General features: G+C 53.9%; 21 protein-coding genes and 1 tRNA gene. 7 read left to right on the top strand and 15 right to left on the bottom strand.

Annotated elements, in window-relative coordinates:
• Positions 1 to 113: 113 nt before the first annotated feature.
• The 6 genes from J7413_RS10670 to J7413_RS10695 all read right to left on the bottom strand — a co-directional run bounded on the left by J7413_RS10670 (position 114) and on the right by J7413_RS10695 (position 7,539).
• The gene (locus J7413_RS10670; protein ID WP_209098077.1) at positions 114 to 1,148 is read right to left on the bottom strand and encodes an aldo/keto reductase; all 1,035 of its coding nucleotides are present in this window, start codon (positions 1,146 to 1,148) and stop codon (positions 114 to 116) included.
• Positions 1,149 to 1,225: 77 nt separating this feature from the next.
• Positions 1,226 to 2,254, bottom strand: a complete 1,029-nt coding sequence (locus J7413_RS10675; protein WP_209098078.1) for an ABC transporter permease — start codon at positions 2,252 to 2,254, stop codon at positions 1,226 to 1,228.
• Between the two features lie 20 nt (positions 2,255 to 2,274).
• Positions 2,275 to 3,825 carry a sugar ABC transporter ATP-binding protein gene (locus J7413_RS10680; protein ID WP_209098079.1) on the bottom strand — a complete coding sequence of 517 codons (1,551 nt, stop codon included), beginning with the start codon at positions 3,823 to 3,825 and terminating at the stop codon, positions 2,275 to 2,277.
• A 66-nt stretch (positions 3,826 to 3,891) separates the two neighbouring features.
• Positions 3,892 to 4,866, bottom strand: coding sequence for a substrate-binding domain-containing protein (locus tag J7413_RS10685; protein WP_209098080.1), 975 nt, complete (start codon positions 4,864 to 4,866; stop codon positions 3,892 to 3,894).
• Between the two features lie 23 nt (positions 4,867 to 4,889).
• A complete protein-coding gene (locus J7413_RS10690) occupies positions 4,890 to 6,377 on the bottom strand; it encodes an NAD-dependent succinate-semialdehyde dehydrogenase (protein WP_209098081.1) in 1,488 nt (495 codons plus the stop codon).
• Positions 6,378 to 6,387: 10 nt separating this feature from the next.
• Complete coding sequence (locus J7413_RS10695; protein ID WP_209098082.1) at positions 6,388 to 7,539, bottom strand: mandelate racemase/muconate lactonizing enzyme family protein; 1,152 nt, start codon at positions 7,537 to 7,539, stop codon at positions 6,388 to 6,390.
• A 160-nt stretch (positions 7,540 to 7,699) separates the two neighbouring features.
• On the opposite strand from J7413_RS10695, the gene J7413_RS10700 reads away from it, so the two are divergent.
• Positions 7,700 to 8,461: a FadR/GntR family transcriptional regulator gene (locus tag J7413_RS10700; RefSeq protein ID WP_209098083.1), complete on the top strand. Its 762-nt coding sequence runs from the start codon at positions 7,700 to 7,702 to the stop codon at positions 8,459 to 8,461.
• A 338-nt stretch (positions 8,462 to 8,799) separates the two neighbouring features.
• On the opposite strand, the gene J7413_RS10705 is transcribed toward J7413_RS10700, so the two are convergent.
• From J7413_RS10705 to J7413_RS10720, 4 genes are all read right to left on the bottom strand, one after another.
• A complete protein-coding gene (locus tag J7413_RS10705; protein ID WP_209098084.1) occupies positions 8,800 to 9,723 on the bottom strand; it encodes a DUF5655 domain-containing protein in 924 nt (307 codons plus the stop codon).
• A gap of 11 nt (positions 9,724 to 9,734) precedes the next feature.
• Entirely contained in the window at positions 9,735 to 12,404 is a 2,670-nt protein-coding gene (locus J7413_RS10710; RefSeq protein ID WP_209098085.1) for a DEAD/DEAH box helicase family protein, read from the bottom strand.
• A gap of 1 nt (position 12,405) precedes the next feature.
• Positions 12,406 to 14,028: a site-specific DNA-methyltransferase gene (locus J7413_RS10715; RefSeq protein ID WP_209098086.1), complete on the bottom strand. Its 1,623-nt coding sequence runs from the start codon at positions 14,026 to 14,028 to the stop codon at positions 12,406 to 12,408.
• Between the two features lie 119 nt (positions 14,029 to 14,147).
• Positions 14,148 to 14,315, bottom strand: coding sequence for a hypothetical protein (locus J7413_RS10720; protein ID WP_209098087.1), 168 nt, complete (start codon positions 14,313 to 14,315; stop codon positions 14,148 to 14,150).
• A 174-nt stretch (positions 14,316 to 14,489) separates the two neighbouring features.
• Between J7413_RS10720 and J7413_RS10725 the strand changes: the two genes are divergently transcribed.
• Positions 14,490 to 15,566: a hypothetical protein gene (locus J7413_RS10725; protein WP_209098088.1), complete on the top strand. Its 1,077-nt coding sequence runs from the start codon at positions 14,490 to 14,492 to the stop codon at positions 15,564 to 15,566.
• Between the two features lie 58 nt (positions 15,567 to 15,624).
• A complete protein-coding gene (locus tag J7413_RS10730; protein ID WP_209098089.1) occupies positions 15,625 to 15,795 on the top strand; it encodes a hypothetical protein in 171 nt (56 codons plus the stop codon).
• 120 nt (positions 15,796 to 15,915) lie between these two features.
• Here J7413_RS10730 and J7413_RS10735 read toward each other — a convergent pair whose 3' ends face one another.
• Entirely contained in the window at positions 15,916 to 16,470 is a 555-nt protein-coding gene (locus tag J7413_RS10735) for a recombinase family protein (protein ID WP_209098090.1), read from the bottom strand.
• 400 nt (positions 16,471 to 16,870) lie between these two features.
• On the opposite strand from J7413_RS10735, the gene J7413_RS10740 reads away from it, so the two are divergent.
• From J7413_RS10740 to J7413_RS10750, 3 genes are all read left to right on the top strand, one after another.
• Positions 16,871 to 17,632, top strand: coding sequence for a phosphoribosyltransferase family protein (locus tag J7413_RS10740; protein WP_209098091.1), 762 nt, complete (start codon positions 16,871 to 16,873; stop codon positions 17,630 to 17,632).
• A gap of 445 nt (positions 17,633 to 18,077) precedes the next feature.
• The gene (locus J7413_RS10745) at positions 18,078 to 18,425 is read left to right on the top strand and encodes a helix-turn-helix domain-containing protein (RefSeq protein WP_209098092.1); all 348 of its coding nucleotides are present in this window, start codon (positions 18,078 to 18,080) and stop codon (positions 18,423 to 18,425) included.
• Between the two features lies 1 nt (position 18,426).
• Positions 18,427 to 19,536, top strand: a complete 1,110-nt coding sequence (locus tag J7413_RS10750) for a tyrosine-type recombinase/integrase (RefSeq protein ID WP_209098093.1) — start codon at positions 18,427 to 18,429, stop codon at positions 19,534 to 19,536.
• 66 nt (positions 19,537 to 19,602) lie between these two features.
• Here J7413_RS10750 and J7413_RS10755 read toward each other — a convergent pair.
• The 4 genes from J7413_RS10755 to deoC all read right to left on the bottom strand — a co-directional run bounded on the left by J7413_RS10755 (position 19,603) and on the right by deoC (position 23,738).
• Positions 19,603 to 19,679, bottom strand: a tRNA-Arg gene (locus tag J7413_RS10755).
• 107 nt (positions 19,680 to 19,786) lie between these two features.
• Positions 19,787 to 20,269, bottom strand: a complete 483-nt coding sequence (locus J7413_RS10760) for an RNA pyrophosphohydrolase (protein ID WP_209098094.1) — start codon at positions 20,267 to 20,269, stop codon at positions 19,787 to 19,789.
• Between the two features lie 111 nt (positions 20,270 to 20,380).
• Positions 20,381 to 22,726: an aldehyde dehydrogenase family protein gene (locus J7413_RS10765; protein ID WP_209098095.1), complete on the bottom strand. Its 2,346-nt coding sequence runs from the start codon at positions 22,724 to 22,726 to the stop codon at positions 20,381 to 20,383.
• Positions 22,727 to 22,745: 19 nt separating this feature from the next.
• A complete protein-coding gene (deoC, locus tag J7413_RS10770) occupies positions 22,746 to 23,738 on the bottom strand; it encodes a deoxyribose-phosphate aldolase (RefSeq protein WP_209098096.1) in 993 nt (330 codons plus the stop codon).
• 189 nt (positions 23,739 to 23,927) lie between these two features.
• Between deoC and J7413_RS10775 the strand changes: the two genes are divergently transcribed.
• Positions 23,928 to 24,890 (top strand): zinc ABC transporter substrate-binding protein, encoded by a 963-nt coding sequence (locus J7413_RS10775; protein WP_209098097.1) that lies wholly within the window; start codon positions 23,928 to 23,930, stop codon positions 24,888 to 24,890.
• The last annotated feature ends 3 nt before the right edge of the window (positions 24,891 to 24,893 follow it).

Here is a 24,893-nt window from a genome sequence, read left to right on the forward strand (position 1 = left end):
GAGTAGAGCGCCATGGCGACCCAAATATGAGATGCGCCAATGGTCTGGCCCCGTCGAATTTTCAGCGAGGCCGGACCAACGTTGAGCCTGAGGTGTGTTGCACCTGCGTTTTTTTAGACCTCGATAAGCCCGCGATCTGCTAGGGTTTTCCAAAGCGCATCTGGGATTTCGGTATTGAACCAGTTGATGTTCTGCTCGACGTGCTGGCGAGATTGCGCCCCCATCACGACAGCGGAGATTTGAGCGTGGCGCAGTGGAAATTGGATCGCCGCTGCTGCCAGTGGCACATCAAATTCGTCACAGACCGTGCGCAATTTCTCTGCCTTTTCAATCATGTCGGCTGGTGCTTCGGCATAGTTATAGCGTCGTATTTCTCCGGGTTTGGAGACAAGTATGCCAGAGTTGAAAACGCCGCCCACAACCAAAGCCACATCCCGCTGTTTTGCTAAGGGTAGGAAATCGCGCAATGCGTCCTGATCCAGAAGAGAGTAGCGACCCGCCAGCAGGCAACAATCCAGATCGGTTTCCTCTAGTGAATCTCGGATCACTTCCCACTCATTCACCCCCAGGCCAAAGCCTTTGATGTTGCCGTTGCGCTTGAGCTCGTTAAGGGCATTGAACCCGCCGCCATAAGTCAGGTCCCGCCAATGCAGATCGTGACGCTCTGCATGGGTGGTGCGACCGATGTCGTGCACATATAACAAATCGATCTCCGGGAAGCCGAACCGTTGTTGGCTGTCCTCAAAACTGCGCATGATGGCATCATAAGTGTAGTCAAAAACCTCAGCAAACCGCATGCCATTGCCCCAACCCGGATCTTTCGGATTCTTGGGGGGCAGAGGCGGTAGCGGAGCGCCGGCACGCTCGGATTTCATCAGGCGCCCAACCTTGGTGGACAAAACGGTGTCCGTGCGCTCAAAATCAACTTCGCGCAGTTTTTGGCCGATCACATGTTCGGAGCGCCCCAGCCCATACATTGGTGCGGTGTCGAAGTATCGAATGCCTGCGTCCCATGCCGCATCCAAGGCGTCTGTGGCCTCTGGTGTGGAAACCTGAGTAAACATGCCACCCAAGGGCGCGCCACCGAATCCGAGCGCCGTGACTGACAAACCCGTATTGCCCAATCTGACTTTGCTGTCTGCTTTCATAGTCTTTCCTTTGAAATTGGCGCAGGAACGGTGTTGATCGTTCCTACGTTTCTCGTTCAACCGGTGGCTTGTGGGCGCTAGCCTTTGCCCCCGCTGCGCGCTTTAACAAAGCTGTCAAACCCGACCGCAACGACAATGATGAAACCGACAATGATCAGTTGCCAGTAGGATTGAATGTTCAGCATCACAAGTCCATTGATCAGCACACCAATGGTCAAGGCGCCGATGATTGTCCCTGCGATTGTGCCGATGCCGCCAAACAGGCTGGTGCCGCCAATCACCACTGATGCAATGACCCGCAGCTCATAGGACATGCCCGCTGTCGCCTCCGCGGAGTTCAGGCGCGCGGTCAGGATAAACCCCGCCAACCCAGCGAGCACACCAATCATGATGTAAACGCCCATCAGAGTTTTTTCGACATTGATGCCGGCAAGATTGGCTGCCTCTTCATTGCCGCCAACCGCATAAACATGGCGTCCAAAGTTGGTGAATTTCAACGTCAGCGCTGCTGCAGAGGCGATCAGAACAAAGAAGATAGCAGGAACGGGTATTCCCAAAATATCGCCACGGCCAAAAGAGCGATAAACACCATCAAAGCCACTGATTGGACCCCCGTCTCCGATCAGCAGTGTCAATCCGCGATAGATCGACATTCCGCCCAATGTCACAACAAAAGCCGGGATTTTGAAATGCGCGATGGCGTACCCTTGTATGCATCCAGCGAACAGACCCACACCCAGTGCGGTTGCCAGCGCCAAACCCCAGCCATATCCAGCCTCCGCGGCACCAAATCCGCCGCCGCCTCCCCCGGTCGCGACCCACGCTGCCGACATGCCACACAGGGCAAGCAACGATCCGACTGACAAGTCGATACCGGCTGTCAGGATGACAAAGGTCATGCCCACGGCCAAGAGACCGTAAATAGAGACTTCCGTTAGGATATTGAGCATGTTTCGCGTCGACAGAAAACGATCATTGGCGATGCCGAAGCCGATCACCAGAATGATCAGAAAGATCAGTGGAGCAAACTTCGCAAACAGCGCCCAATAGTCTGTTTTTTTCTCCGCATTTTTGTAGTTCGCATTTGCTTGACTTGCCGAACTCATAACACTCCTCCTTCGTGTACTTAGTTGGCGACAGCCAGAGTCAGATCCTCTGACGCGCCTGTTTGACTGAGGATCGAGGGCGACATGTATCGCATCAGCTGTTCCTCATTGGCTTCGGTTTGATGGAATTCTCCCGTCAAGCGCCCCTCGCAGAAGGTATAAATCCTGTCGCTCACACTCAGAATCTCGGGCAGTTCTGATGAGATGACGATGACGGCCACACCAGACTTCGCCATTTCGAAAAGCAGCCTGTGCACTTCGACCTTGGCGCCGATATCAACGCCACGGGTTGGTTCATCCACAATCAGAACCTTGGGGTTGGTCGCCATCCAGCGCGCCAGTAGAAGCTTCTGCTGATTGCCGCCTGAAAGGGTTTTGATGGGTTGGTCTTTGTTGGCGAGTCTCACGTTCAACGCATCAATGTAGCTATCCACGAGCGCGTTTTCCGCCTTTTCGTTGATGAAGCCGTTTGAAGAGATGCGCCCCAAGTTCGAAACAGAAACATTGTGCTTGCAAGACAGGTCGAGAAACAGACCCTGCGCCTTTCGATCTTCGGGCACCAGGGCAATACCTGCTTTAATGGCGTCGAGGCTGTTTTGAATTGAGACAGGTTCACCGTTGATCCGAATGTCACCGGTTGTTCCGAGGGGGGCACCAAACAGTGTTCGGGCCAGATCCGTGCGGCCAGCCCCGACCAGTCCTGCAAGGCCGACAATCTCTCCCGCTGCTGCAGTCATGGAAATTTTCTTGAGCACAACTGCTGCGGCAGCCAATGAGGATTGGTTTGTAAGGTTCTCAATCTCAAGCACCACATCGCCCGGTGCCTGACTCGCGCGGCGCTCAAACAGGCTTTCCATTGAGCGCCCGACCATCATTGAGATGATTTGATCTTCGTCTACGTCATCTACACGCCCGGACGTGATAAATTGTCCGTCGCGCAAAATCGTGTATCGATCACAGCATTCGAACACTTCGTTCAAGCGGTGGGTCACGATGATGACCGAAACGCCCTCTGCTTTCAGGTCGGCGATGATGCTTTGAAGTTGTTCGATTTCTCGGCGACTGAGCGCGGCAGTTGGTTCGTCCATGATGATGAGCTTGGCGTCCATCGTCAGCGCCCGTGCGATTTCCACTAGCTGTTGTTCGCCCACGCTCAAGTCGCGCACTTTGGTGGCGGGATTCATCTCGATGCCCAGTTTGTCTGTCACCGCCTTGGCCGCTTTGCGCATGGCTGAATGATCAATGAAAAAGCCGCCCGAATGCACCTCTCGTCCTGCAAAAATATTGTCGGCGATCGACATGTCAGGAAAGAGTGTGAATTCTTGGTAGATTGTTGCGATCCCAGCTTCTTGGGCGTCTTGCGGTGTGTGAAAATGCTGGACTTGGCCATCAAATTCAATGGTGCCTGTATCGGCCGGTTGCGCACCGGACAGGATCTTTAGCAGGGTCGACTTGCCTGCACCGTTTTCCCCTAAGAGCGCGTGAACTTCACCCTTTCCAACGGACAGGTTCACGCCATCCAATGCAACGACACCTGGAAAAAACTTACCTATGCCTTTGAGTTTAATCATTTCCCCTCCCCAGCAGATCTTTCGTCGTCGGCAGGAAACGGAGGCCCGTTTCCTGCCATCGTCAAACTACTGCGCGATCTCGCTGTAGCGTTCTGCTTCGGTGATGTTGGATTGATCGATCGGTTTTGGATTGATCAGTTGGATTTGTGTGTCTGGTGTCGCGCCGGTGGTCACAAATGCTTTTAAGACTTCGACGGCCGTTGCGGCTTGGAGCCCGGGCCATTGATCAACGGTTGCAGAAAATCCGCCTTCGGCGGTGCCTGCTTTGACGGCTTGTAGCGTGTTGGGCGCAGCGTCAAAGGTAATATGGGGCAATGAATTGCGCAGACCGAACTGATCCACCGCTTCCAATGCGCCAAAGCCCATAGCGTCTGACGCAGAGACAACAACAGTGGGGTAGTCCTCCGGATCGAGTCCAGCCATGATCGTTTCGGTCACACGGAAGGCTTCATCGCGCAGCCAATTCGCAGTTTGCTCGGCAGCGAAAACGTATTTGTCATCACCATCCAATTCTTCATGAAGACCTTTGTTGCGGTCAATTGCTGGGCTCGAGCCCGGGCGGCCGCGCAAGTACAGGATGCGTGCGCCATCGGGAAAGTTCTCTTTGACCCAGCGGCCTTGCGCGCGTCCGCCTTCCACGTTGTCAGCACCGATATGCGCCAGGATGCCGTCTACACCGTCGACGCGACGATCAATTGTGACCACCGGAATGCCCTCTTGAATGGCTTCTTCTATGGCGGGGGCGAGGGCATTTACATCAATTGGGCTGATGATGATGCCGTCGACTTCCAAGGTGATCGCGCGTTCGATATGGGCCGATTGAACGTTTGAGTCACCTTCGCCGTCTGCTTCGATGATAGTGATTTCATGCTCTTCGCCAGCCGCGTTCAGTGCTTGCTGCATATAGACAAAAAACGGTTCACGCGCCGTCGGCAAAGTGGTCATAAACCGAAGCTCTTCGGCAAGTGCTGATGTTGATGCAATCGACATCGTTGCAGCCACGGCAAAGACCGCAGATTTCAGTGCAGTTTTAAGTTTCATTTTTTCCTCCCTAGATCAGAAACTCAATTTGGATTGGAGTTCACATCCGCGATGCAGACCATTTTGCTTTGTAGAAATGCATCGAGACCTTCTTCGCCGCCTTCGCGGCCTAGACCTGAGTGCTTCATTCCCCCAAATGGAATTTCTGCAGTCGAGATCAGTCCTGTGTTGACGCCCATCACGCCACTATCCAACGCCTCTGACACGCGCCAAATTCGAGCGTTGTCGCGGGTGAAGAAGTAGGCTGAGAGACCGTATTCCGTATTGTTCGCAATCCGGATTGCGTCGGTTTCAGTTTCGAACTTTAGGACAGGCGCGATGGGGCCGAAAATTTCTTCAGTGCAAACGCGCTGGCCTTCTGTGACATCCACGAGCACTGCGGGCGCTACAAAGGCTGAGGTATCTTCAAACTCTGGTCTGTCATTGAGAATGCGTGCTCCGCCTGCAACCGCGTCTTGGAGAATGTCGCGAACACCCGCCGCGGCACGACGATCCACAAGCGGCCCCAGATCGGTTTCAAGGTCAAACCCATCCCCGATTTTCAGTTGCGACGTTCGCTCGGCAAAGCGTGCAACAAACTGATCATAGATGCCACTTTGAACCAGCACACGGTTGGCACAGACACAGGTTTGCCCGGCATTTCTGAACTTGGATTGAATGGCACTCTCAACAGCGGTTTCAATGTCAGCGTCGTCAAACACAATCAGCGGGGCGTTGCCGCCAAGTTCCAGTGACACATGTTTCAAACCGCGTGCGGATTTTTCATAAAGTGTCCGCCCGACAGAGGTTGAGCCTGTGAAAGTGACTTTGCTCACTTTGGGATGTTCGATCAGCGCCGGGCCGATCTCTGCCGCGGATCCGGTGATCACATTGACCACACCGGCGGGCACACCTGCCATTTCAGCGATTTTGGCCACAGCCATGGCTGACAGAGGGGTTTGTGATGCGGGTTTCACAACAACAGAACAGCCCGCCGCCAACGCTGGCGCCAGTTTGCGCCCCATCATGCCCGCAGGAAAATTCCACGGTGTGATAATCGCTACCACGCCAATGGGCTGACGCATGACCAAAAACCGCTTGTCCGGGTCGGGTGTTGGCACGACCTTGCCGTAGGCTCGCCGAATTTCTGCTGCGTACCATTCAAAAAATGAAGCCGTGAACAGGATCTCATTGATGCCTTCGCGCAATGGCTTGCCCTGCTCGGCGGTTAGAATTGCGCCGAGGTCTTCAGAGTGTTCAACCAAAAGGTGGTACATCTTCATCAGAATGTCGGCGCGCACCTTTGCGGTTAACGTCTTCCAGCTGTCAAAGGCTGCGGCTGCGGCGTCCACTGCGGCATCGGTTTCTGCAGCGCCCAACTTGGGCACCTGTGCGATAATTTGGCCCGTTGAGGGGTTCTCAACCGAGATCGCCGAAGCACTCGCGCTGATCCATCGTCCGTCAATCAGGCATTCCGGTGCCAGCAGCTCAGGTGTCTTTAGCCTGGCTTTCAGTTCTTCAAATCCGTTCATGATCATCTCTTTAGGCTTCTGCCGTGTCCCACACAGAGGAGACGCCAGCCTCAAAAGCGGCGTATTTTTCGACCTGTCCTTCATCGAAATTGAAGCCAAGACCGGGGGTTTGCGGCAGCAGAACATCGCCGTTTTCAAACGTCAGCTGCGTGTCGATGAGCTCGCGGAAGTTCAGAACCTCTGAGTCGACAAAAAATTCGACATACTGCGCAGATGTGGATGCTGCGACGGTATGAATATGCACGTCGTGGAACCAATGCGGGTTGGTGGTAATCCCATAAGAGGCAGCGGTATCTGTGATCCGGCGCCATTCGGTGATGCCGCCACAGACGCAGGCGTCATGTTGAAGAATGGAAATAACATCTCGGTCCATAAGATCCTTCATCCGCCAGCGGCCTGCTTCGATTTCACCAGTGGCAATTGGGATGCTGGTCAGGCGCCCCAACCTGGCATGGTTGTCGATGTCATCTGGTAGAAAAGGCTCTTCGATCCATTCGGGATGATAGGGCTCATATGCTTTGCAGTGCGCTTCGGCCGTGCGCAGATCCGTCCAAGCGTTGTTGGCATCCAGCATCAACGGGATATTGGGGCCAATGGCCTCTCGCGCTGCGGCAACACGTGCGGCTTCCTCAGCCACGCCAAACTTTCCGACCTTGATTTTGACGGCTTTGAAGCCGGCTTTGACGTAGTCAGAAACTTCGCCTGCGAGGTCAGCAGGTGTCTTGCCCTCTACATAATATCCCCCAGAGGCGTAGGCCGGAACGCGATCCAGTGCGTCGGCGCCCATGTATTGATAAAGTGGCAGCCCAACGTTGCGCGCGTTCAGGTCCCAAAGGGCAATGTCAATACAGGACAGCGCGCGCATAACGCTGCCAGTCCGTCCGTGCAGCAGGCCTTCCCGGTACATTTCTGTCCACAAGCCCGTTGTGCGCAGGCTGTTCTGGCCCAAGACGACCGGAGCGAGCAGATCAATCACCGCACGCTGCACCAATTGTCCACAGCGGTGGCCTGCATAGCAAAACCCGATACCCGAATTGCCCGTGTCGTCGGTCACTTTCACGAGCACGTATTCCCGGTTGGTGACCACACGTGACGAAAGTGAAGTTACGTTGTTCAGAGGCACTCGGGACAGCGAGGCCTCCACCTTCTTGATAATCGCCATATTGGCTTCTCCTTCTCGACGTCACTCGCTTGAGTGTTATTTTAGCAGGTCAGCAGGTTGTCAGACAAATTAGATGTTGGTCTAGTTACCTGACAAATTTTTTTGCGTCAAGCTTGGATTATTGAAGTTGTTTCGCTACCTCTTTAGGAGCGGAGTCGATGTGGGTGACAATTGCCCGGTCGCAAACTTTGGAAGAAAAATGAAAACGCTAGAAACAAAGGTTGTCGCGGCTTTGTCGCTGCCGCAGCAGATTGCAAAGATTTTGTCAGACCAAATTTTGGGCGGTGAGCTCAAACCGGGTGAAGGTTTGCCAACAGAAAAAAGCCTGGCTCAGACCTTCAATGTAAGTCGAGCGGTGGTGCGCGAAGCGATCTCCAGTCTCAAATTTGAGGGGCTTGTGCAAACACGTCAGGGGGCGGGGGTTTTTGTGTCACCCAACCCGATTGCTTCCGCGTTTCGTATACCTGCCGATCGGGTTGGAAACAGCGATGATTTGGCAGCTCTCTTTCAACTGAGGATGTATGTGGAAAGCGCGGCTGCTGAATTGGCCGCCCAGAAAGCAACACCGCAAGATGTCAGTCGAATGACGCTCGCGCTTAGTGAGATCGAGCATTGCATTTCATCCGGAGAGGCCGCAGGTGAGCAAAGTATCATCGCTGATCTGGATTTTCACATCGCGGTGTCTGAAGCCTCAAGTAACCCGTATCTGTTGTCCTTTATTCGATTCTTGAACGAGAACCTCAGAAGATCCATCGAAACTGGGCGCCGCAACAGTGCGACCGTTCCTGGCCGGGCAGAGCTGGTTTTGCAGGAGCATCAGCAGGTATTGGAGGCCATCGTACAAAAAGACCCGGCAGCAGCCTATGCCGCTATGTATAAACACATCCAGCACTCAGCGGATCGACTGGGCCTGAAGAGCTAGGCCATTTGCCTTTCCCGAGTTGCGTTGGGTGGTTCAGTCTATAGCTCCAAGATTCCGGGGCGAGAACTACTTGGGAGGACTTGTGTGGCAGGCTGAGCAAAAAAACGCATGCACGTTGCATCTGCGTGCAGCAGAAGCGGCGTCAGATTTGAAACTTAATGGCGACCCCGGCAGGGTAGTCATCCCTATTGAAAACAAAAGGAAAAGCCCAAGGTGTGTCGGCTGGACCGCAAACAAGCCCGTGGAGCCGGGCCAGCAACACACTCATGAGTGGTTAAAACTCACTCGATACGAAAGATGGCGTCACCAATCTCGAGCACAGCTTCATCATCCAAAACTCAAGCATTGTGATAGCTGTGCTCCACCAGAGGCATAGCCTTAGCAAGATCATCATCGGATCGAATGACCACCTCTAAGTCACCGGTGCCAAAATGCCCGATCTTCCTTACATCGCGTGTGAAGCCCGGTTCCAGTGACACCTCATCAGGATTGACCTTCAGGTAAACCAATAACTTCCGATCTTGTGGTTTGACTTCGACGCAAGCAAAGTTCTTGATGCGACGGAACGCAAAGTAGTTCTTAAGCGTTTTCTCTTGCACATCATCACCCAAGTTCCCGAGGAAATCCTTCAGGGCATGAAAGCGGTCTGTCAGGTCCTGATCAGCCTTTTCCAGGTATTCGCTAACCGTAGTGTACTTTGTGATTTCCTTGGCCTTGGATGATGGTTGCGAAGACCGAACTAAAACCGGCGGCGTGACAGAAACAGAGTTGATCTGCTCAAGTAGCAGCAGGTCATCGTCAAACTTAATGTAGCGGACCAGTTCAATGTTCCGCTGCATCTGCTTGATCGCGTGCTCATCAAATTTGTTGAAACCACCGGCGATGCAAATGAGGCGAGGCGACGACCATTCGACAGAGCGAGCCGCTTCTTCACCCAATCGCTTGAGTACCAGCATCTCAAAGTCTCCACGGTGCGTCACCAACCAATCAAGATAGAACAGCCCTTGATTGATCACGTTGGCATTCGCAGAACGTTTATACTCAATGATTACCGGACAATTGTTCTCGTCAATGCCAAGCGTGTCCATGCGGCCACCATGATCGCGATCTGTCACAAACTCCGACGCCAAGAACCGAACACCCAGCAAGGTTTCCAGATTGGATTCGATAAGTGACTGAAGGGATTTCTCCAGCGAGACGGACTGGCCATTTACTTCAATCGCACCGCTGTCTCCCAATTTATAAAGCTTGATGTCACTCATCTGAAATTCCGTTAAGCACTCATCTCAATAGTCTGCTTGATTAGTTCAAAATTACGATCCGTTGGCATACAGAAGAGGCATTGCCCATCGGAGGCTTCTGCCCAAACCGCACCGATTTGCCGCTTAGTTTCCTCGCCTTCGTACAGGTGCTTGCCCTTGTACTCGACCACCAAGATACGACCGTCTTTCAGCATTGCGACGAAGTCAGGGTAGAACTTGTCCTTGGGCAATTGTAGCCAGAACGAGCCATTCTTCCTCTCTACATTCCTGATCCAATAGGCGACCTCATCCATGTTGTCCAAATACGCGGCACAGTCGAATTCTTCGCCGCTAGGCTTCAGGTCACCAATGATCGACGTATAGTGCTTGTTGAACTTTGTCGCACCGGAATAAGGCTGGTTATAAGGATAGTTGTTCTCGTCAAAAATAATTGAGAAATCAGAACTCATGGCAAACTGACTCGCGTCAGTCGCGAAGAGCGCGTTGTAGTTGCCATTCTGCCGTTCTGCCCTCAGGTCCGAAATCAACGCCTTCAGGTGGGTACGAAGATCATACTTGTTCCTAGCCAACTCATCCAAGGTGAGACCCTGTTCCATCAGCTTATTGATCGCTTCGGAAAGAAATTTCACCGCACTGGATTTGGTGATGTCGTCGTGCCGAATACCACGGTCCAGCCAGTTCACCAGTCGCGGCAATGTCCACGCTTGCTCTTGAACCACGGCGGCGAGTTGCCCTTGCAGACGTTGTGCGAAACTAATCTGTACCTGCCCCTCATCTGTCACGTCGATATTGCCGGTCTCGGACCTATCAACGATACGGAAGCGATTCAGAATGTCACTGGAATCGCACTCATCCAACCGCCACGGCAAGTCCAAGAAATGCTCTTGGGAAAACAATTCCAAAGTGCCCTGCTTGTTGAAACCAAGAAGTGGCACAATGAACGGGGGCTTGTCTTCCTGTTCCGCAGCGGAGGTTTGATAGTTGTTCGTTTTCGCATACAGTTTATCGACAACCTTGGATGCGCTGGGCGCTGCACCCAACACCAAATGCAGGTGATTCCGGGCCTCCTTAGTCATCGGCCCTTTGTAACTCAGCGAATTCTTCTGCGGATCAAAAGTCACCCGTGTTTTAACCGAAGGTGGAAGCTTAGCGATGGCCTCTTCCACCTGCACCGTAGTGATCTCTTCAGGCGCTATCGGATCAGATTCGTGATCTTGCTCATTAACGATCCCTGAATTCAGCAATGTCGGTTGTTGCTGCACCAGCGATGCCACTTCAGCCCGGTTAAAGCCCGATCCCTCCACCAAACCGTCCTTCAGTCTGTTGGCGGTGTCATTGAACGAATTCGATGCAACATACGCATATGCTTCGTTCAATACCGGTCGCTGCTTCAACGTCGCCTTCGGCATCCGCAATACACGCCCAAGGATTTGCTCAATGGCGGTCGCAGACGACTGTTCGGCCACAGAGCACAGCACATAGGCAAAGGGGCAATCCCAGCCCTCTTTCAGCTTCTGCACAGTGATGATGAAACGTACATTGCAATTACGATCAGCAATGTCCTTGATTGCATCCAAATCTTTGCGTGGCCCCGAGTGCACCGCAATCTGATCCTCTGGGATTTTCTGATCGGTCTTCAGGTACTCTTCCAGCACATCATAGGTGATCCTATGTGGATCGTTTTTGCTGGCGGCTTGCGCTTGGAACAAAATGATTGGACGAATGTACTCGCCGGTTTGGCCTTCTTCTGCCAGTGCGGACTTCTCCAGCGCCTTTTGACAATCCAACGCCATACCGACCGTCTTGCGCCATTCACGATCCGTGGTCAGCTTGATCGGCATCTTGATCATCTGCTCGGCTTTCAATTCCGCTGCGGACACCGAGTACAGTACATTGGACGCATGTTCGCCCTTGGCCGGATCGTGTTTGATCTGTGGCGTCGCAGTCAGTTCCAGGATCAATGACGGATCGAACCGGGACAGCGTATCGAATGACAGCGCAGTGCGGGCGTTGTGGGCTTCATCCACGATCACCATAGGACGATGCAGCTTCAATACGTTGGCCAGTGACGCAATCGGGCGCTCTGTGCCCTCTGCCTTCTCCAGACGCGCTCTCTGAGGCTCTGAGAGGCCCGAAAAGTGGCTCATTAGAGCACCAGCATCCTGATAGACCTTCAGGCCCTCCCTATCCTCGTCTCCGTTCGGCTTTTCACGGCGGAACGATTGGATAGTGGACACAATCACACAGGCCCCGCCTTCGGCATCAGCACGGGACATTGCCAATGCTTCGTCTTTGGTCAGGATTGAGATATTCGGGCCAAAGTCCTGCGCCAAAGCGGCACGGTACGGATGGTTAAGGTTCTTAAGCGCCGTGACGGTTTGATCCAAAACCGCTGATGACGGAACCAGCCACAACACCATGGGATTGGAGGACTGCAGATACTCATTCGCCGCAATCCCCACAGCGTGAGCGGCCATCACGGTTTTGCCGCCACCTGTGGGTATGCGCAGGCAGACATAGGGCGTCCCATCGGCCACCAGCGGAGCCGCCCGAAACGGGTTCTTGGTGATGCGATAAAACGCGGTATCGGCATCATCGGATGCGCAGTAGCTAAGATATTCACGGAACTTCTCAAGCGCTGCAGATTGGTATTCCTTCAGTTCGAAATTCACAGCCGCCATCTTACGCCCCCTGAATCGAGTAGGGGATTTGCTTAAATACGATACCTTCGGCCTTCAGCCGGTCTGCTGAGACCGTGCACCCTTCGGCGTAGACCACACGTTCCCCTACGAACCCATCAGGCGCAGCAGGTAGATTGGTCAGCATATCCGGTGTAAGCACATTACCAGCTTCTATGCGGGCAAAACCCTGTTCCGGTTCGGAATAGAGCAGATAGACGATCTGCGCCCCATGCTGACCAACCAACGGTGTGGAGCCATCCACCCGCTGCGGGATCGGTGCACCGGTTTCGCTAAAGAACACATGCGCAGCAAGGTCAGGGAACGACACAGCGCCATCGATATCACCAAATTCGTCAAACAACGGCGTGCCAAGCCGACAATACCGGAAACCACCGCCAAGACCTTCGACAGGTTTGACAGAATCTCCGCCTTTGTCATAGCCATTGACTACGCGGCGCAAACGTTCCCCCGTAATCTCCGAGGCGATCTTCTCATCCATTTCAACAAGGATAAATTGGCGGTTGCCACCATCCTGTTTGTTTAAGTTGAGCACGGCGTGCCCAGTAGTACCTGATCCAGAAAAGGTATCCATTACAAGATCGTCTGCCTTGGTAGCTATCCGAAGAATTTTCTCAACGAACTTTGTGGGCTTAGGTGTCGGAAACAACTCGGACGTCGGAACTTCTGGAAAGATGTTCTTCAATTCGTATTTTGCATTTCGGTTGTGCCCTGTTTCATCAATATCAACCCATAGAGAACTTGGAGCCAACCCCTTTTGATCTTTTAGGTATGTTTTGCGCAGTATGCCTCGTGACGTGTCGGTGAAAACAATTTCGCCGCTTGCGATCTTCTCTTCAACTTGTTGCTTTGACCATCGCCAACCATTTGCCGGAGGTTCCAGTGCCCTCCCGTCAGGGTGACTGATTTGATAGCGAAGATTCTCCCTTGGATTGGGCGACGACAAATTGCCTGCGAACCACGGTCCGTTCGGATCATCATCTGGGTTTGAGTAATGCGCATTGTTTTCCTCAGATCGCGGCAACGCAAAAGAAATCCAGTCGGGCCTTTTTGAGTAGGCAATCGTATAGTTGTGATCCATGGAAACTTTTTTTGCGTCATTATTAGAACTGTCCGCTGATCGCCAAATGATATCAGCGACAAAACAATTTGAGCCAAAAATCTCATTCATTACCGCACGGAGATGGTGATTTTCATTGTCATCAATTGAGACGAATATCACCCCATCTTCTTTCAAAAACTCTCGTAACAGTCTTAAGCGCGGATACATCATGCATAGCCACTTATCGTGGCGCGACAAGTCCTCGGCCTCTTTGCCAACGACCTTGCCCAACCACTGTTTGATCTCGCCCGAGTTCACGTTGTCATTGTAAACCCAGTTCTCGTTCCCAGTGTTGTACGGCGGATCGATGTAGATGCATTTCACTTTGCCCGCATAATACGGCAGCAAGGCTTTAAGGGCTTCGAGATTGTCCCCTTGGACCAGAAGATTGCCGCTGTCCGCATTCCCGGCGGATAGTTCACTGTCGCAATGCAATAATCGATACGGGACTTCACGGTGGTGGTTCACGATGGCATCTTTGCCGATCCATTTCAACTCAGGCATGTGCGGGCCTTTCCTGCTCGCCCTGTGCGGGCTTCGAAATCTGTGCACTACCCCTAGCCGCTTAACCACCTAACTTGCAACGTACGGATCGTGGTTTGCACCGTGGGAATGGCCAAACCTTACTGGACAGAGTCACTGACTTCATCCTCTTCAAAGACCTCTATCCAATACTGGGTGATTGCATCTGAAAGGATAGCCCCGACGAAGCGTTGCTCGACCTCGCGTAGTTCGCGCAGCTTGTCCAACGCCTCTTCTTCAATCCCGCGAAACGATGTCTTCTTTCTCATGAAAATGTCCTCCATCGGTATTTAGCAGGTGGGATCATTGTCCTGCGCAGGTTCGGCTGACTGAGAACCTGCGTGGGTCATACAACTGTCCGACTAAATACCTGTCGCACCAAGAAAGGCGACAGGATGAGGGGATTACACCGAACACGGCTGAACACGCGATTGGCTAATACAATGAACATGGATGGCAAACGGAAAGCCGAGCGAGACATACTTCGCACTATGCCCGAGTTCGATGCATGGGTCGCAAAACTAGATAACTGTAAGCCTTCACGCCCGTGCAATCTGCCCATGTGTGATCACTGCGCCGGTGCAGGGGCAGAGAATGCTCACCTCGGGCCAGACAGCAAGAACTACACCAACAGGAATACGGGTCGTGGCGCAAAGATCAACTATCGCAACCGTGGGGGCGACTGGCTTCTTGCGCCTTTTCTGGAGTTCGATACGGACAATCTCCACGCCTTCACCATAAACTTCCGGATTTGCGCCAAAGACTGTGACCCAAAACTGACCAAGGCATCCGTTCAGCGCGAATTTCGCTACTTCTTGGATCAGCACATGCCCGACGCAATCGCTCGCATGACTTTGGATGTCGCAGTCTGCACTGGCCCGAAGTCACGGTTGGGCTATCCAGAAAGACACGTGGACCCCGACATCATAGATGGCGATTTCTGGATGAAGTTTCATGGCCACGGAATCATTTGGCATCCACTGTTGGGCAAGCATGACATCGCGAAACGAATGCGTGGTTTCTACCCAGGGCCTAACCGGGTTGCATTCTCCAAACGGTACGACTTGGACAACACAGCCGACGGCTTTGAGGTAGGAGGTCTGAAGGGATGGGGCGAATATGCGGCTATGGAGAAAACGGAACTGGCGTTGCCTGATGGCGATCAAGAAAATGACAACGTGGCGGCGTTCCAGCATCTCGCTCGCCTTCGTCTTGCATGGCCCCGTCAGTCACGACGGATCACATACGGAACCCACAAAGGCAGAGGACAACGAAATCGAACTCTGAAAGGTATAACTACGGCAACTTCTGTGGACGTGGATGACGCAGACTGTCTTCGCGACGTCTCAGGCAGCAATTGCACTTACGCGGCCCCATCTGATGATCGTTTTTTTATTTCTATCTTTATTGGTAACGGTGGAGCGCTCCGAAATCCAACCAAGGATATAGGAATAAGGGGCCTCGTCGAACCGCTTCTGTCACACCTAACTGCACCGCATAACGTCCGCAAACCACCCTAATCCACGGACCTGTTTTCCGCTCTGCCCCTAAATAGGATTGAGTGAGAAAGGAAACCCGATGAGAAAAGTGTCCAAAACCGGATTGCTGTCGAAAATGACACCAAACGTTGCTGATCTGATCACAGAACTTCAGCGTGATTTGGAAACCCATGACGATGAGTTTCACTTGGTTTTAACTGAAGCACTGACCGGAGCACCTCGACACAAACACGTTACCCAGGCAGCCTGATTTCGTACCAATAGAGGCGGTGTCAGTAAGAGTGGGCAGTAAGCCTTTGCTGATCTAACCGTATCACGCTACGGAAGCCGCCGGATGATCAACGAGATCGCAACCGAATACAAAATGACTTCATCGGCTGCTTGCTGGAATAGTTCGGTACAGAGTCGGAACCGACACTCCAAACGCTGATGCAATTTCGGCGGCAGGCACTTCCTTTGCGAACATCTCTTTGGCCGATGCGATCTGAACTTCATTCATCTTCTTGGGGCGACCACCCAAACGGCCGCGCTTCCTCGCGGCATCCAACCCAATATTGGTGCGCTCGATAAGGAGGTCTCTCTCCATCTGTGAACAGGCCGCCATGACCGTGAACAGCATCCGCCCCGCTGGCGTGGTTGTATCAATGGTCTCGGTCAACGACATGAAGCCGATTCCGCGCTCTTCGAAGTCTGCAACGATTTGGATGAGATGCTGAACTGACCGTGCTACCCGGCTCAAGCCAAGGCAAACGAAGGTATCGCCAGTGCGACAGTAGCTCAGGGCTTCTTCCAGTACAGGCCGATCCACTTTGGCCCCAGACGCAACCTCTTCAAATATGCGATCACAGCCAGCATCTCGTAGCCGGTCGATCTGCCCATCCAAGTTCTGGCCACCTGTTGAAACCCTCGCGTATCCGATCCGCATTGCACCTCCATCGATTCTTAAAACTCATCACAAGATACCATGTGACAGAGTAAGTTTCGAGAATGAGTTTCGAGAATCGCTAAGTTCTTTGATTTCAGTGTTTTTGATTAATGCGGTTTCGAGATGCATGAACGACCGTTTTTGATAAGCGTGCTAGGAGTGCAGAGTTAGGAAAATCGTGAGACAAAGGAAATGTCTAATTTGACCCCGATCATCGAACATGCAAGATTTGGGCTGGACACTGGACGTTGAAAGTCTATCACGTACTGGTTGAGCTTCGTCCTTTCTTAGCGGTCACTTCCTTAGGGCGGCCCATCACCTGTGGCTGGGGGCAGGGTTTCTTGCCTTTCATGAAAAGAATTGGAGATTCCTAGCGTTGGGACTGCGAATTGACGGAAGTATGGTCTTTGTCGATCACAACAATCACGAGCATCTACGCACTACCAAAGCGGGCAACCCAACACTGACTGAAATCGATGGAATCAGCGTGCACAGCGTCTTCCAAAGACTGAAGAACTCGGCCAAATTTTCAAAAGATCGCTCAAAGAAAACTATCGGCGATAATTGCCCACTCGTGTACGCATTAAAGGGCAAAGATGGGCTTCGCACGAATGTGACGGCCATCAAGTTGCTTTTTGACGACTTCGATCAAATTGCACAGGAAATTTGCGCGAAGATACACGGTAACTTTGATTGCATAGCGCCAGTCCCTTCCAGTTTTCCTTTGGCTGATTGCCTGGCGAACAGGCTTGCCAGACGGACCGGTTTGCCAGTTTACAAGAGCGTCTTTCGCAAATCGAAGAACCATGAAGCCTATGGTGCGATTGAGCCGGTTTTCACCATGAATCCCATGAGTTTTGATCGCGAGGATGCCAAGCAGCTACGTAATGCCTTAAAGAGGATGAAAAAGATTCCCGACGAAGATTATACAGCAAAGTATGTCGGTGTCGGTGTCGGTGTCGGTGTCGGTGTCGGTGTCGGGGTTAGGCGGTATTTTGATCCGTTACAGATTGCGAACAACAATATTCCCGCCGGTCAACGTCCTCTTCTGGTTGATGATCTGCTTGCCACTGGCGAAACGCTGGTCTCGGCAAAGAAACTGTTGTTGAATGGCGGCGGCGCTGCACCGTCCATGGCTGTAACTTGGTTCAGCAATGTGTAGCGCACCACTTGGGCAAGGCGACCGTCACGATTTCACTGGACAACCTCCGACACTTGTGCATATATATGTTTCGAGCGTGTTTGATGTGCCCCGCTCATAAAAGATCAGAAGCATACCGCGTAGCGCTCCACGGCCAGATTGTAAAGATCAAGTAGTGGGCGACTGTGCAGCGGACAGTCAAATCGGTATAACCGAAAATGTGGAAAAGGTAGGCGTAACGGCCTACCTTTTTCTCTTTGCAACAACCGTATCTCGCAGATTCAGGTGTAACCGTTTCCACATCACACCTTACCGAGTGCGCACAAAAAAATCTCAAGCGCCTTGAAAGGGCTTTGGTGGGATTCTAACTACGAATGCAGGGAAGCACTGTGCGACCCAATATGCTAACACAACCAGTTCTCGAAGACGGGTGCAACCACGGTCGGGACCTCAATGGAGGTACGACTTGTATACACTGCACAACAAAACCGTCTTCGAAAAAGGCGACCAACTCCACACCAAACCGATCACGCACCCCGCGCAGAAGGCAGCACAAAAGTCATCGCGGTGGCCCGGGATGATGAGCATTGCGACGCTTGCCGAATACATCGATGTTTCGGTTTCGACCGCAAGCAATCTTGTTAGAACTGGGCAACTTCCACCGCCAACCATCGCTCCGACACCAAGGCTGAAACGATGGTCGCGGGAGGATATTGATCAGTATCTGCACCGATCTTCAGATCACATCGCTAGTGGTCCATCAATTGACGAACTTCTGGGTGTAGCCTCCACCAAGTCACGTGGAGGCTACTAAAATGCCGCGAATTCGTGAGTTCCTGATCCAAGAGAAAACCCGCCACGGCAAAACGCGCTATCTGTTCCACCGCCGCCCAGATGGCCGACGCATCACGATTAAAGGTCGACCCGATGAAGCCGACTTTGAAGCCCGGTACGACTGGCTGTCCGGTGGAGGTGACCAGCAACTTGATCTCCAAAAGGCATCCATCGAACGGCAACGCCAAGGCGCGACACCACAGACGGTCGCTGAGCTTTCTCAGTACTACTTTCGTTATGTTGATCGTGAGGTTGACCGCAGGGCCTTCGCGTCCAGCACGGCCAAACACTACGGACGTTTCACCCGGCGCTTCATCTCTGATTTTGGTCCCGTACCGTTGAATTCAATCCAGCCAAATCAGTTAGAGCGTATTCTTGATAGCTGGAGTGCGACCGACAATGCATGGAACAATGCTTTACGGGCAATCAAGCACATGTTTCGGTTCGCTGAAAAGCATTGGGGATTGCGACCCAACCCAGCCCTAGAAATAGAAAAACGCAAAGTTGTCACCCGGGGGTTTGAACCTTGGGAAACCCATGACATCCAAACCTATTTTAATACCCACACATATGGAACAAAGGCTCACTTGGCGATGATGCTATTACTTGAGGCGGCACCACGTCGGGCTGACATCGTCAAATTGGGGCCTCCCCACCTTGAGCAAGACAACGGGGTGACACAACTGAAATTTGTGCCGCAAAAAACAGAAAACAAGAGCGCCATTCCAGTGACAGTTCCAATAAGTGACCGCCTTCTTAGGGCAATCGACGACACAGCCACCGGTGAGAACACATTCCTAGTGACGTCTTTTGGACACCCCTTCACGGCGGCAGGTTTTGGAAACAAACTGGCACAGTGGAGAGATGAAGCTGGTGTTCGGTCCAGTGTGGCAACCCACGGAATCCGCAAGTCCGTTGGCATCAACATGGCTGAGAATGGTGCAACGCCATATGAAATCATGGCGGCACTTGGCCACTCTTCTCCAAAGGTCACCAAAGTTTACACCGAAGAAGCTGACAGGCGAAAGCTTGCGGCCAAAGCATCGTCCAAAAGCACCCTTTCTGCATTGGTCACAGAGGGGGATGAGTGATGGATTTACACACCTTTTCACACACCTTCCGTGTGTCGCCATTTTCCTTAATGAAATCAGGAATGCTGGCGACCCCGGCAGGATTCGAACCTGCAACCTGCCCCTTAGGAGGGGGCTGCTCTATCCAGTTGAGCCACGGGGCCGTACTGAAACTTCTAGCGAGGCAAGGTGGCCTTGTCATGCAGGTTTTTACTGGCCCAGCTCCGCTTCTGGCTTTGAGAAATCTTCAAGTGCTTGGTGAGTTTGAAGTTTAGAGGTGTTCGGCAAACGCCGCCACAACCTGCTGATAAACTTCGCGTTTGAACGGCACGATATTTTCCACAAGTTCATCTATGGGCAGCCAGCGCCATTCAGAAAATTCCGGGTGATCCACCGCAATGTTCACATCCGCATCGCTGCCGTGAAAGCGCAGCAGATACCACATTTGTTTCTGTCCGCGAAAGCGGCCTTTCCAGATGCGCGGCACGATATCGTGGGGGAGGTCGTAGGCAATCCAATCAGCGGTTTCTGCCTCGACCGTCACCAGATCCGCAGAAACGCCGGTTTCCTCTTCGAGCTCACGAAGGGCCGCATCTTTGGCGCTTTCGCCTTTGTCGATCCCGCCTTGAGGCATCTGCCAGGCAGGGACCTCGCTGTCCAGGCGCTGGCCCACAAAAACATGGCCATCGCCATTCACCAGCATCACACCGACGTTTTCGCGGTAAGGCAATTTTGCGATTTCTTCCGGTGTCATCGTGGGCTCCCTGGCTTTGTGATGTGCCACTGGTATCGCCCCGCAAGCAGGGTCGCAAATGAAAACAGCCCCGCGCGGGCGGGGCTGTTTCAGTTTCCAGGATGGCAGGCTTTATTCGCCGTAAGGCACCCAGATGTTTTTGACCACAGTTGCAGCCTGCAGGAAGGCACGCCCTTCGCCATCAGCACTCAGCCAGTCACGCGCTGTGCCGTTGTTGACCCAAGTGCGCTTCAGGTTGCCCGCGCTTGCGGCCTCAATCTCCTGTGCCAAGTCTGTGCTGGAGAAGGACCAGACCGCATCAACGTCCAGATGCCCGGCCAGGGAGCCTGCGAGTTCCGCGTGAGAGCCGGTGAGAATGTTCACCACGCCGGCTGGCACGTCGGAGGTCTCTAGAACTTGATAGAAGTCGGTCGCTGCCAGCGGGAAAGCCTCGGAGGCGACCAGAACTGCGCGGTTGCCCATTGCGATGGCTGGGGCCATGGCAGAGATCAGGCCAAGAAGCGGGGCTTCGTCCGCACAGAGTGCGCCAATCACACCCACAGGCTCCTTCATCGCCAACGCGACGCCGCGAATGGGCACCCCGTGGGCCTGACCGTCATATTTGTCCGCCCATGCTGCATAGGTGAAGAGGCGACTGATCGCGGTTTCGACTTCCTGTACGCCATCTTTGCCGCCGGTCAGCGCATCGATGCGACTCGCGAACTCTTCGCGACGAGCGGAGAGGTTCTCGGCAATGTAGTAAAGGATCTGCGCGCGCAAATGGCCTGTGGTGCCGGACCAGCCTTTGGCCGCATGTGCTGCCTCGACAGCATTACGCACATCTTTGCGGTTGGCGATGGGGGCCTGACCCAGCAGCGCGCCATTTTTGCCGTAGATATTCTGGCTGTAGCCGCCATCCGGGCGCGCCTGTTTGCCACCCACATAGAGTTTCGGTGTGCGGTCCAGCGGATCCACCGGGCCTTTGTCGCCTGCGAAGGCTTCAACCGGTTTGAGCGCTTTGGCGGTGCCTTTGGGTTTGGTGTAGGCAGCAAGACCTTCCCAGCCACCTTCGCGGCCGTAGCCACTTTCGCGCACGCCGCCAAAACCGGCAGCGGCATCAAACAGGTTGGTCGCGTTCACCCAGACCACACCAGCGGCGAGTTTGGGCGCGATGTCCAGCGCGAGGTTCACGTTTTCCGTCCACAGCGTCGCGGCAAGGCCATAACGTGTGTTGTTGGCCAGCTGCACCGCCTCAGACGGGGTGCGGAAGGTGGTGGAGACCAGTACCGGGCCAAAAATCTCTTCCTGCATCAGCTTGGAGGAAGGCGCGAGGCCAGTGATCAGGGTTGGCGGGTAGAAGCAGCCTTCCACTGGCATCTCAACGGCGGCTTTGTAAGTATCGCCTTCGCTGTTGCTGTCTACCATCTCTGTGATGGTTTGCAGTTGCACGGGATCCACCACAGCGCCCACGTCGATGCATTTGTCGAGCGGGTTGCCGATGCGCAGCCCATCCATGCGCGCTTTCAGTTTGGCGTGGAAGCGCTCAGCAATGCCTTCCTGCACGAGCAGACGAGAGCCTGCACAGCAGACCTGGCCCTGGTTGAACCAGATCGCATCCACCAGCCCTTCGATCGCGCTGTCGATGTCGGCGTCTTCAAACACGATGTAGGGCGACTTGCCACCCAGTTCTAGGGTGAGGGATTTGCCCGACCCCGCGGTGGCTTCGCGGATGCGCTTGCCCACCTCGGTAGAGCCGGTAAAGGCCACTTTGTTGACGTCGTCATGCGTGGTGATCATTTCACCCACGGCACCGTCGCCAGTGACGATGTTCACCACACCTGCCGGCAGGCCCGCCTGTTGGCAAATGTCAGCAAAGAGCAGCGCGGTCAGGGAGGTGTATTCCGCTGGTTTCAGCACCACGGTGTTGCCCATGGCAAGCGCAGGGGCCACTTTCCACGCCAGCATCAACAGCGGGAAGTTCCATGGAATGATCTGGCCGCAAACACCCAGCGCTTGAGCGTTGGGCAGCTCTGCTTCCATCAGCTGTGCCATGCCTGCGTGATAGTAGAAATGGCGCTGCACCAGTGGGATATCGATGTCGCGGCTTTCACGGATCGGTTTGCCGTTGTCCAGTGTTTCCAGCACAGCAAACAGACGCGCGTGTTTTTGCAGAAGGCGGGCAATGGCATAAAGGTACTTTGCGCGGCCATGACCGCCGAGCCCTTCCCATTTGCCTTGCGCTTTGCGCGCGGCTTTGACAGCGGCGTTGACCTCATCTTGCGAAGCTTGTGTCAGGTCTGCCAGAGTTTCGCCGTTGGCAGGGTTCTTGGATTGGAAGTCCTTGCGCGGCGTGGTCCATGCGCCATCAATGAAATGGCCAAAGGCCGCGCCTTGATCGACGATCCAAGCCAGCGCATCTGCAGCGCTTTCCGGGGCAGGGCCATAGTCCATGGTCTCAAAAATCTCTTTTACGGTCATCGTGTCAGCCTTTCTCGGGTCAGGCCATCGCGTGGCGGTAGGAGGCCGAGTATTGGCCGGTGACGTGGTGTTCAAGCTGGCGTTCGATGTCGCCGAGCAGCGAGGATGCGCCAAAGCGGAAGAGATCAGGTTGCAGCCAGCGATCCCCCAGCTCATCCTTGATCAGCGACAGGTACACGAGTGCGTCTTTGGCTTTGGAAATGCCGCCCGCAGGTTTGTAGCCAATGCGGAAGCCTGTGCGTTCATAATAATCGCGGATCGCGCGGATCATCACCAGAGAGACGGGCAGGGTGGCGTTCACGCTTTCCTTGCCGGTGGAGGTCTTGATGAAGTCAGCGCCCGCCATCATGCAGACCAGAGAGGCTTTTGCCACATTGCGCAGCGTGCCGAGCTCACCTGTTGCCAGAATGGCTTTTACATGCGCGTCGCCACATGCTTCGCGCATTTCTTTCATTTCATCATAGAGCGCTTGCCAGTTGCCTTGCAGCACGTGACGGCGTGTGATGACAATGTCAATTTCTTCCGCACCCGCTTTCACACTTTCGCCAATTTCTGCGATGCGCAGGTGATAAGGCGACAACCCTGCAGGAAATCCGGTAGAAACCGCAGCCACAGGAATGCCGGTCCCTTTGAGGGCGGTGACGGCTGTTTCGATCATATCGTGATAGACACAGACCGCGCCGGTGGTCAGGCCTTCCATTCCCAACGCGGCAAGCAGATCCGCGCGCACGGGCTGTTTGGCTTTGGCGGCCAGCCGCTCCACGCGGCCTTCCGTGTCATCCCCAGAAAGCGTGGTCAGATCGATCAGCGAAATCGCTTTGCACAGCCACGCCGCCTGATAGTCCTTTTTGACAGACCGGCGGCCGGGGAGCGTTTTGGCGCGGCGTTCGATGGCAGATGTATTTGCCTGCGCGCTGCGCACCCAATCCAGATCCAGTGGCATGCCTGGGTTGCGCGGCTCCAATGCGGTGGGCAGCTGATGCCCAGTGGGGGTCAGTGTTGACGTTGCCATCGGCCTATCCTGTAGCGAAAAACAGGCTTCAAATTGCCCTAACTTGGGGGGGCTTGGCAAGACATGGGGCGCTGCATTTGTCTATGTTTTGACCATTTGGTCAGACAAAAGATGCGAATAAGTCGCAATTGCGTTGACATAATTGCGAATGGTTCTCATATTCAGTCTGAAAGAGTAAGTGAGGGTGAGATGCGATTCTCTCGGCGTGACTTTATTTTGACAACTGCGGCAGCCAGTTTGGGCGGTGCGATGCCCGCGTTTGCGGCTGGCAAGCTGCAGGTTGTGGCCACCACCGGGATGATTGCCGACACGGCGCGCCGCATTGGCGGGGACTTGGTTGCCGTGAAGGGGCTGATGGGGCCGGGTGTTGATCCGCATGCTTACCGTCAGACCCGCACCGATATCGTCGCGCTGACGAAAGCGGATCTTGTGTTGTGGCACGGCCTATACCTCGAAGCGCAGATGGAAGAATTTTTCCACAAGCTTGAGAAGCGCGGCACCGTTGTTGCGGTGACAGACACATTGCCAAAGGCGCTTCTGCGTGGTCATGACGATTACGAGGACAAATTCGACCCTCATGTTTGGATGGATCCGAAGCTCTGGGTGTTTGTCGCAGAGCGCGTCCGTGATGCGCTCGCACAGCGGATGCCGGAAGCTGCGTCGCAGTTTGAGGCCAACACCGTAGAGTTTCTGGCGGAGCTCAATGCCCTGAGTGATTATGCGGCCAACGCATTGACCTCTGTGCCGCAAGAGGCGCGCATTTTGCTGACAGCCCATGATGCGTTTGGGTATTTTGGTCAGGCCTACGGGTTTGAAGTCATGGGCATTCAGGGCATCTCAACCGAATCTGAGGCCGGCCTGAACCGGATTGGTGAATTGGTTGATATGCTTGTTGAACGTCAGATCGGCGCTGTTTTCGTTGAAAGCTCCGTCTCTGACCGGTCGATCCGCGCCCTTGTCGAAGGTGCGGCGGCCAAGGGCCACAAGGTCGCGATTGGCGGCGAGCTTTACTCGGATGCCATGGGGGCGGAAGGCACCTATGAGGGCACCTATGTCGGCATGATTGACCACAACATCACCGTGATTTCACGGGCGCTTGGCGGACAGGCGCCGGTGCGCGGTATGTCCGGTGATCTGACGGTTGGGTCATAAGGA

The sequence above is a fragment of the Shimia sp. R10_1 genome (assembly GCF_017744095.1).
Lineage (GTDB): Bacteria > Pseudomonadota > Alphaproteobacteria > Rhodobacterales > Rhodobacteraceae > Shimia.

Excerpts from the sequence above, each read along its gene's own strand:
- J7413_RS10670 (WP_209098077.1), bottom strand. The coding sequence starts at position 1,148 with ATGAAAGCAGACAGCAAAGTCAGATTGGGCAATACGGGTTTGTCAGTC.
- J7413_RS10675 (WP_209098078.1), bottom strand. The coding sequence starts at position 2,254 with ATGAGTTCGGCAAGTCAAGCAAATGCGAACTACAAAAATGCGGAGAAA.
- J7413_RS10680 (WP_209098079.1), bottom strand. The coding sequence starts at position 3,825 with ATGATTAAACTCAAAGGCATAGGTAAGTTTTTTCCAGGTGTCGTTGCA.
- J7413_RS10685 (WP_209098080.1), bottom strand. The coding sequence starts at position 4,866 with ATGAAACTTAAAACTGCACTGAAATCTGCGGTCTTTGCCGTGGCTGCA.
- J7413_RS10690 (WP_209098081.1), bottom strand. The coding sequence starts at position 6,377 with ATGAACGGATTTGAAGAACTGAAAGCCAGGCTAAAGACACCTGAGCTG.
- J7413_RS10695 (WP_209098082.1), bottom strand. The coding sequence starts at position 7,539 with ATGGCGATTATCAAGAAGGTGGAGGCCTCGCTGTCCCGAGTGCCTCTG.
- J7413_RS10705 (WP_209098084.1), bottom strand. The coding sequence starts at position 9,723 with ATGAGTGACATCAAGCTTTATAAATTGGGAGACAGCGGTGCGATTGAA.
- J7413_RS10710 (WP_209098085.1), bottom strand. The coding sequence starts at position 12,404 with ATGGCGGCTGTGAATTTCGAACTGAAGGAATACCAATCTGCAGCGCTT.
- J7413_RS10715 (WP_209098086.1), bottom strand. The coding sequence starts at position 14,028 with ATGCCTGAGTTGAAATGGATCGGCAAAGATGCCATCGTGAACCACCAC.
- J7413_RS10720 (WP_209098087.1), bottom strand. The coding sequence starts at position 14,315 with ATGAGAAAGAAGACATCGTTTCGCGGGATTGAAGAAGAGGCGTTGGAC.
- J7413_RS10725 (WP_209098088.1), top strand. The coding sequence starts at position 14,490 with ATGAACATGGATGGCAAACGGAAAGCCGAGCGAGACATACTTCGCACT.
- J7413_RS10730 (WP_209098089.1), top strand. The coding sequence starts at position 15,625 with ATGAGAAAAGTGTCCAAAACCGGATTGCTGTCGAAAATGACACCAAAC.
- J7413_RS10735 (WP_209098090.1), bottom strand. The coding sequence starts at position 16,470 with ATGCGGATCGGATACGCGAGGGTTTCAACAGGTGGCCAGAACTTGGAT.
- J7413_RS10740 (WP_209098091.1), top strand. The coding sequence starts at position 16,871 with ATGGTCTTTGTCGATCACAACAATCACGAGCATCTACGCACTACCAAA.
- J7413_RS10750 (WP_209098093.1), top strand. The coding sequence starts at position 18,427 with ATGCCGCGAATTCGTGAGTTCCTGATCCAAGAGAAAACCCGCCACGGC.
- J7413_RS10760 (WP_209098094.1), bottom strand. The coding sequence starts at position 20,269 with ATGACACCGGAAGAAATCGCAAAATTGCCTTACCGCGAAAACGTCGGT.
- J7413_RS10765 (WP_209098095.1), bottom strand. The coding sequence starts at position 22,726 with ATGACCGTAAAAGAGATTTTTGAGACCATGGACTATGGCCCTGCCCCG.
- deoC (WP_209098096.1), bottom strand. The coding sequence starts at position 23,738 with ATGGCAACGTCAACACTGACCCCCACTGGGCATCAGCTGCCCACCGCA.
- J7413_RS10775 (WP_209098097.1), top strand. The coding sequence starts at position 23,928 with ATGCGATTCTCTCGGCGTGACTTTATTTTGACAACTGCGGCAGCCAGT.